Origin of the sequence: Pseudomonas sp., from assembly GCF_050739995.1 — a bacterium.
GTDB lineage: Bacteria > Pseudomonadota > Gammaproteobacteria > Pseudomonadales > Pseudomonadaceae > Aquipseudomonas.
On sequence record NZ_JBOICG010000420.1, the window covers coordinates 1 to 5,609 of the forward strand.

General features: G+C 59.7%; 8 protein-coding genes. 4 read left to right on the forward strand and 4 right to left on the reverse strand.

The genetic code is table 11. The features are described from left to right. Positions 1-213 (forward strand): hypothetical protein (locus ACRESD_RS13925; RefSeq protein ID WP_431751435.1); only part of this gene is annotated, 213 nt, incomplete at its 5' end. A gap of 62 nt (positions 214-275) precedes the next feature. After that, complete coding sequence (gene arfB / locus ACRESD_RS13930) at positions 276-689, forward strand: alternative ribosome rescue aminoacyl-tRNA hydrolase ArfB (RefSeq protein ID WP_017847165.1); 414 nt, start codon at positions 276-278, stop codon at positions 687-689. On the opposite strand, the gene ACRESD_RS13935 is transcribed toward arfB, so the two are convergent. Next, complete coding sequence (locus tag ACRESD_RS13935) at positions 686-1,882, reverse strand: MFS transporter (protein ID WP_431751436.1); 1,197 nt, start codon at positions 1,880-1,882, stop codon at positions 686-688. The two genes, arfB and ACRESD_RS13935, sit on opposite strands and share 4 nt — an antisense overlap. Positions 1,883-1,985: 103 nt before the next feature. Next, positions 1,986-2,168, reverse strand: coding sequence for a hypothetical protein (locus ACRESD_RS13940; RefSeq protein WP_431751437.1), 183 nt, complete (start codon positions 2,166-2,168; stop codon positions 1,986-1,988). Positions 2,169-2,182: 14 nt separating this feature from the next. Between ACRESD_RS13940 and ACRESD_RS13945 the strand changes: the two genes are divergently transcribed. After that, entirely contained in the window at positions 2,183-2,491 is a 309-nt protein-coding gene (locus ACRESD_RS13945) for a hypothetical protein (protein WP_431751441.1), read from the forward strand. A 27-nt stretch (positions 2,492-2,518) separates the two neighbouring features. On the opposite strand, the gene ACRESD_RS13950 is transcribed toward ACRESD_RS13945, so the two are convergent. Then, entirely contained in the window at positions 2,519-2,830 is a 312-nt protein-coding gene (locus ACRESD_RS13950) for an Mpo1-like protein (RefSeq protein WP_431751440.1), read from the reverse strand. Between the two features lie 160 nt (positions 2,831-2,990). Between ACRESD_RS13950 and ACRESD_RS13955 the strand changes: the two genes are divergently transcribed. Continuing rightward, on the forward strand, positions 2,991-4,049 hold the full coding sequence (locus ACRESD_RS13955; RefSeq protein ID WP_431751438.1) for an AraC family transcriptional regulator: 1,059 nt from the start codon (positions 2,991-2,993) through the stop codon (positions 4,047-4,049). On the opposite strand, the gene ACRESD_RS13960 is transcribed toward ACRESD_RS13955, so the two are convergent. After that, positions 4,006-5,460 carry a TrkH family potassium uptake protein gene (locus tag ACRESD_RS13960; RefSeq protein ID WP_431751439.1) on the reverse strand — a complete coding sequence of 485 codons (1,455 nt, stop codon included), beginning with the start codon at positions 5,458-5,460 and terminating at the stop codon, positions 4,006-4,008. The two genes, ACRESD_RS13955 and ACRESD_RS13960, sit on opposite strands and share 44 nt — an antisense overlap. Positions 5,461-5,609 lie beyond the last annotated feature (149 nt).

Genomic DNA, 5,609 nt, shown 5'->3' on the forward strand with positions numbered 1-5,609 from the left:
GCTCAAGGCTTCTACGACAAAATGCGCAATGAACTGCACGGCTTGCCGCCTAAACAGGTTGACCCGGCGCTGATCTTTTCTCATTCCTACCCTGAAGTGGTGACGGGGGTCGAGATGACACTGAACAATGAAAACCCAACGGATCGCCAGGCCATGATCAGGTCGACACAGCAGGCCCAGGTCCTGTTGGACAAGGCCTTTGCCAACCGGTAACAGTGAGTCGGGCGTTGGCTGGTTCGGGTATGCTGGCCCCTCTGAATTGCGGACCTGCCTCAATGCTGGTGATTTCCAACAACGTCCACCTGCCCGACGCCGAGATCGAGCTGACTGCCATCCGCGCCCAGGGCGCCGGTGGGCAGAACGTCAATAAGGTGTCGAGCGCGGTGCACCTGCGTTTTGATATTCCGGCGTCATCGTTGCCGGAGTTTTACAAGGAGCGGCTGCTGGCGCTGCGTGACAGTCGTATCACCAGCGACGGTGTGCTGGTGCTCAAGGCCCAGCAATACCGGACTCAGGAACAGAACCGCGCCGATGCGCTGGAGCGTCTGGTGGAACTGATCCTCAGCGCCACCAAAGTTGAAAAGAAACGTCGCCCGACCAAGCCGACATTGGGCTCCAAGAAGCGTCGTCTGGAATCCAAGACCAAGCGCGGCAGCATCAAGGCTGGGCGCGGCAAGGTTGATTTCTAGGCGTCCCGTGTCTCGCGGGCCTTGGGCGCTTGGCGGTACAGGTACACGCTCAGTAGCAAACCACCAGCGGCGGCGAGGGCGGCGAACAGGAAAATCGACGCAAAGCCGAAGCCTGACGCCACTGCCCCAGCCAGCGGGCCGGTGATCCCCAACGACAAATCGATGAACAACGAATAGGCACCCACCGCTGCACCTCGGCTGGATGCGGGCACCAGGTTGACTGCCTCCACACCCAAGGCCGGAAACACCAGGGAGAAGCCGAATCCGCTCAACGCCGCGCCGGCCAAGGCTAGGTGAGCATCCGGCGCGAGCCACAGCAACAGCAGGCCGAGGACTTCCACCGACAGACAGGCAATCGCCACGCGAAAGCCACCTATGCGGTTGATCAGATTACCGAACAGCAAACGTGCGCCGATAAAGCTGGCGCCGAACAGGCTCAAGGCCCACACCGCGTTATCCCAGTGTTGGGTGGTGTAATACAGGGTGATGAAGGTAGCGATGGTGCCAAAGCCTATCGAGCCCAGCGCCAGTGCACAGCCATGAGGCAGCACGCGCCCCAGCACATTCATGAACGGCAGGCGCACACCGGCCACAATCGGAGCCGCCTCCTTGTTCCAGGCCAGCAGCACTCCCAGCACTGCGAGCAGGATAATGCTGACGCCCATGCTCCACAGACCGAAATGGCCGACCAGCGTCACCCCCAGTGGTGCGCCTACGGCCAGCGCGCCATAACTGGCGATGCCGTTCCACGAAATGACCTTGGCCGTATTCGCTGCGCCGACCCGGCCGATGCCCCAACCGATTGCACCCGAGCCCACCAGGCTTTCGGCGCTGCCCAGCACCAGTCGGCCAATCAGCAGGCTACCCAGGCTGACGACCGGCAGGCTGGAAAACCAGGCGGCGAGCAGCATGAACACACCACTCAGGCCGCAGCCGACCAGGCCGATCAACACTGCGCGCTTGCTGCCCAGGTTGTCGATGATCTTGCCCGCATACGGGCGGCTCAACAGGGTGGCCAGGTACTGCACGCTGATCACCAAGCCGGCAATCACCGCGCCATAGCCCAGCTGGCTATGGACATAGCCCGGCAACACGGCCAGTGGAATGCCGATATTGAGGTAGCCGATGAAGGTGAACAGCACGATGGAAACGACTTGCAGCGTGACCGCCATGGGGCGCTGGGTATCTGGCATGGGAGAGGTCCACTGTCGCAGCAGGTAAAGATAGGCTGCTAATGATACCGGCGCTTGGGCCGGGCGGGGCGGCAAATATCAAAAAGGATGAAGCAAGAACACATCAGGATTTTGTCGGGGCCAGCAATTGCGTGGTCACCAGGGCGGCCAGGGCGTTTTCCTGGGTGCCGAAGCGCTTGAGCAACACAGCTTGTTTTTCGCTGCTGAGGCGGTTCCAGACTTCGACCATCTGCAATGCAGCGTCGAGCACAGCGGCGTCAGGGGAATCAGGGAGGGTATCGGTCATAGCGGGTATCTCGGGTGATTCAGGCAGTGTGGAAAGCGCTCAACGTTGCGCTTTCCACACGGTCTGGTACGGCGTCAGCCCTGGCGTTTGATGTCGACTGGTTTTGCTTCTTTGGCCTCAGGCTGTTTGTTGCTGGCCTGCTGCGGTGTTGGCTGCTCGGTTGGGTGCAGGCTTGGGAAGGGGAGATTAGGGATCTCGTGCATGTGGGTCGCTCCTCGCAAGGTCTGTTTTTTCAATCGCAGGTGATTCCGCGCTCTCAAAAAGCCTTGGCAGGATACAGCACTGAAAATGACAAAAAGATTTTTATGTCGCCGGATGTATGAACTTTCATTGTAAAAACGGTCGAGCGGTCAGAAAGGCACCTTGCCCAGAATCATGTCGCGGTACATCACAAAGTCGCCCAACAGGCTATAGAACGGGTGTTGAAAGGTCGCCGGGCGGTTCTTTTCGAAGAAGAAGTGGCCGATCCAGGCAAAGCTGTAGCCGGCGACCGGTAAGGCCAACAGCAGGCCTAAAGAGCCACGACCAATGGCATAGGCCAGAATCCCGATGACCAGTGTGGTGCCGACAAAGTGCAGTCGCCGGCAGGTGCTGTTGCCGTGTTCGCTCAGGTAATACGGATAGAACTCGGCGAAGCTATTGAATTGTTTGACGTTTTCCACGGTGGTCGACCCTTGGGCGGTCATGCCGCTCAGCAGATGTTCGGCGGGTAGCTTATTTGAGTCTAGAGTGATCAGTGGTAACAGCCAGTGACAATAGATGCCACTTTAGTATCCTTGGCTTCCTGGCTGCCGGATAAGCCTGCTTTTATAAGACGACGCCATGAGCGAACGAACAACTTCTGCAAGCTGGGCGATGGGTATAGTCAAGGCGTTGGAGATGGACGGCCTGGATTGCCGTGTGTTGTTCAAACAATTGGGCCTGGATTACAGCGCCCTCAGCGACCCCGATGCACGTTTTCCGCAAGACTCCATGACTCGGCTGTGGCAGCGGGCGGTGGAGTTGTCGGGCAACCCGGCAATTGGCCTGAACATGGGCAAGGTGGTGCGCCCGGCGTCGTTTCACGTGGCCGGTTATGCGTTGATGTCCAGCAACACCTTGGCGGAAGGCTTTATGCGCCTGGTGCGCTACCAACGCATCATCGCCGAAAGCGCTGACTTGAGTTTCCGACTGTTACCTGAAGGCTATGCGCTGATTCTGACGGTGCATGGTGATCACCTGCCGCCCACCCGGCAAAGCGCCGAAGCCTCGCTGGCCAGTGCGTTGGCGCTGTGTGGCTGGCTCACCGGCCGTACCCTGCAACCGCACAAAGTATTGTTGCAAGGCGCCCAGCCAGCGGATCTGGCGCCCTACAAACAAGCCTTCCATGCCCCTCTGGAGTTCAATGCGCCCTATGACGCGCTGATTTTCGAGCAGGCCGACATGGACGCACCGCTGCCAACGGCCAACGAAGCCATGGCGCTGTTGCATGATCGGTTTGCCGGTGAATACCTGGCACGTTTTTCCGAAAGCCGCGTGACTCACAAGGCCCGCCAGGTACTGTGCCGCCTGTTGCCCCAGGGCGAACCCAAGCGTGAAATCGTGGCCCAGACCCTGCATCTGTCCCAGCGCACCTTGCAACGGCGCTTGCAGGAGGAGGGCACCAGCTTCCAGACCTTGCTCGACGACACCCGTCGCGAACTGGCCGAGCAGTACCTGGCGCAGCCCAGCATGACCCTGCTGGAAATTGCCTACCTGTTGGGGTTTGCCGACCCGAGCAATTTCTTTCGCGCGTTTCGCCGCTGGTTCGATGCGACACCCGGAGAATACCGCGCGCGGCTACTGCAGGCGCCGAAGATCAGTGACGCCAGAACGCCGGAATACACAGTACAAACACCGTAATAATCTCCAGCCGTCCCAGCAGCATGCCGAGCGATAGGATCCACTTGGCCGCGTCCGGCAGGCTGGCGAAGTTACCGGACGGGCCGATGGTTTCGCCCAGGCCCGGACCGACGCCCGATACGGTACTGGCGGCGCCCGTCAATGCGGTCATCCAATCCAGGCCCAGCAGCGACAGGGCCAGGGCGATGGCACAGATGGTGATGGCGAAGAAAAACGAGAACGTCAGAATCGAGCGCACGATTTCTTCGTCGAGACGATGGCCGTTGTACTTCTGCTTGATCACCGCCCGTGGGTGAATCAATTGGTTCAAGTTGGCTTTGAGCAGGATGTAGGCGACCTGAAAGCGGAAGATCTTGATCCCGCCCGCCGTGGAGCCCGAGCAGCCGCCGACAAAACCCAGGTAGAAGAACAGCATCAGTGAGAAGTTGCCCCAGATGCTGTAGTCCCCCAACGCAAAGCCAGTCGTGGTGACCACCGAGGTGACGTTCACCGCCACATGGCGCAGCGCATCCAGCCAATGCAAGTCAGTGGTCCACCAATACCAGGTGCCGAGTACCAGCCAGGTCACGATTAACAGCGCGAGCAAGCCTTGCACTTGCTGATCCTTGATCAGCGCCCGGCGATTGCCGCGCAATGTGGCCACATACAGGGTGAACGGCAAGCTGCCAAGAATCATCACCACCACCGCCACCCAGTGCACCGCCGGTTGTTTCCAGTGGGCCAGGGAGTCGTCGGAGGTGGAGAACCCTCCGGTGGAAATCGCTGACATTGCATGGTTGATCGCATCGAACAGGCCCATTCCGGCCCACCAGAACGCCAGGCTGCCGAAGATGGTGATACCGACATACGTTGCCACGATGAGCCGCGCCACCATGTGCGAGCGCGGCATGACCTTCTCCGAACGGTCCGAGGATTCGGTCTGGAACAGACGCATGCCACCGATGCGCAACAGCGGCAGGATGGCTACCGCCATGCCAATAAAGCCGATACCGCCTAGCCAGTGCAGGAGCGAGCGCCACATCAGAATGCCCGGGGACATGCTGTCCAGGCCGCTCAACACGGTGGAGCCGGTGGCGGTGATGCCGGACATGCTTTCAAAAAACGAGTCGGTGTAGCTGATGTGCTGGGTCAGCAAAAACGGCAACGCGGCGAAAATACACACCACCAGCCAACTGCTGACAGTCAGCAGGTACATATCCCGGGGGCGCAGGTGGACGTGTTCGGGACGCCCGGGGATAACCAGGGCCAGGCCGGCGAGAAAGGTGATCAGGCTGGCCCACAGGAACGAAGGCAGGTCGCTGGTGCGTTCGAAGATCACCAGGGTGGCCATCGGGACGACCATGGCGATCGCGAGGGTGATCAGGAAGATGCCGATGATGAAACCGATGATGCGTAGTGTCGGCAACGCCATGAAGTTCGCTCGGGTGTTAGGGCAGAGGCGCCATTCTACCTAGGGGGCAGGGTATGTAAACCGGGGCTTGAGAGCAACACAGATCAAATGTGGGAGCTGGCTTGCCTGCGATAGCGGTGGAGCAGTCACACCTTCATCAACTGATACAC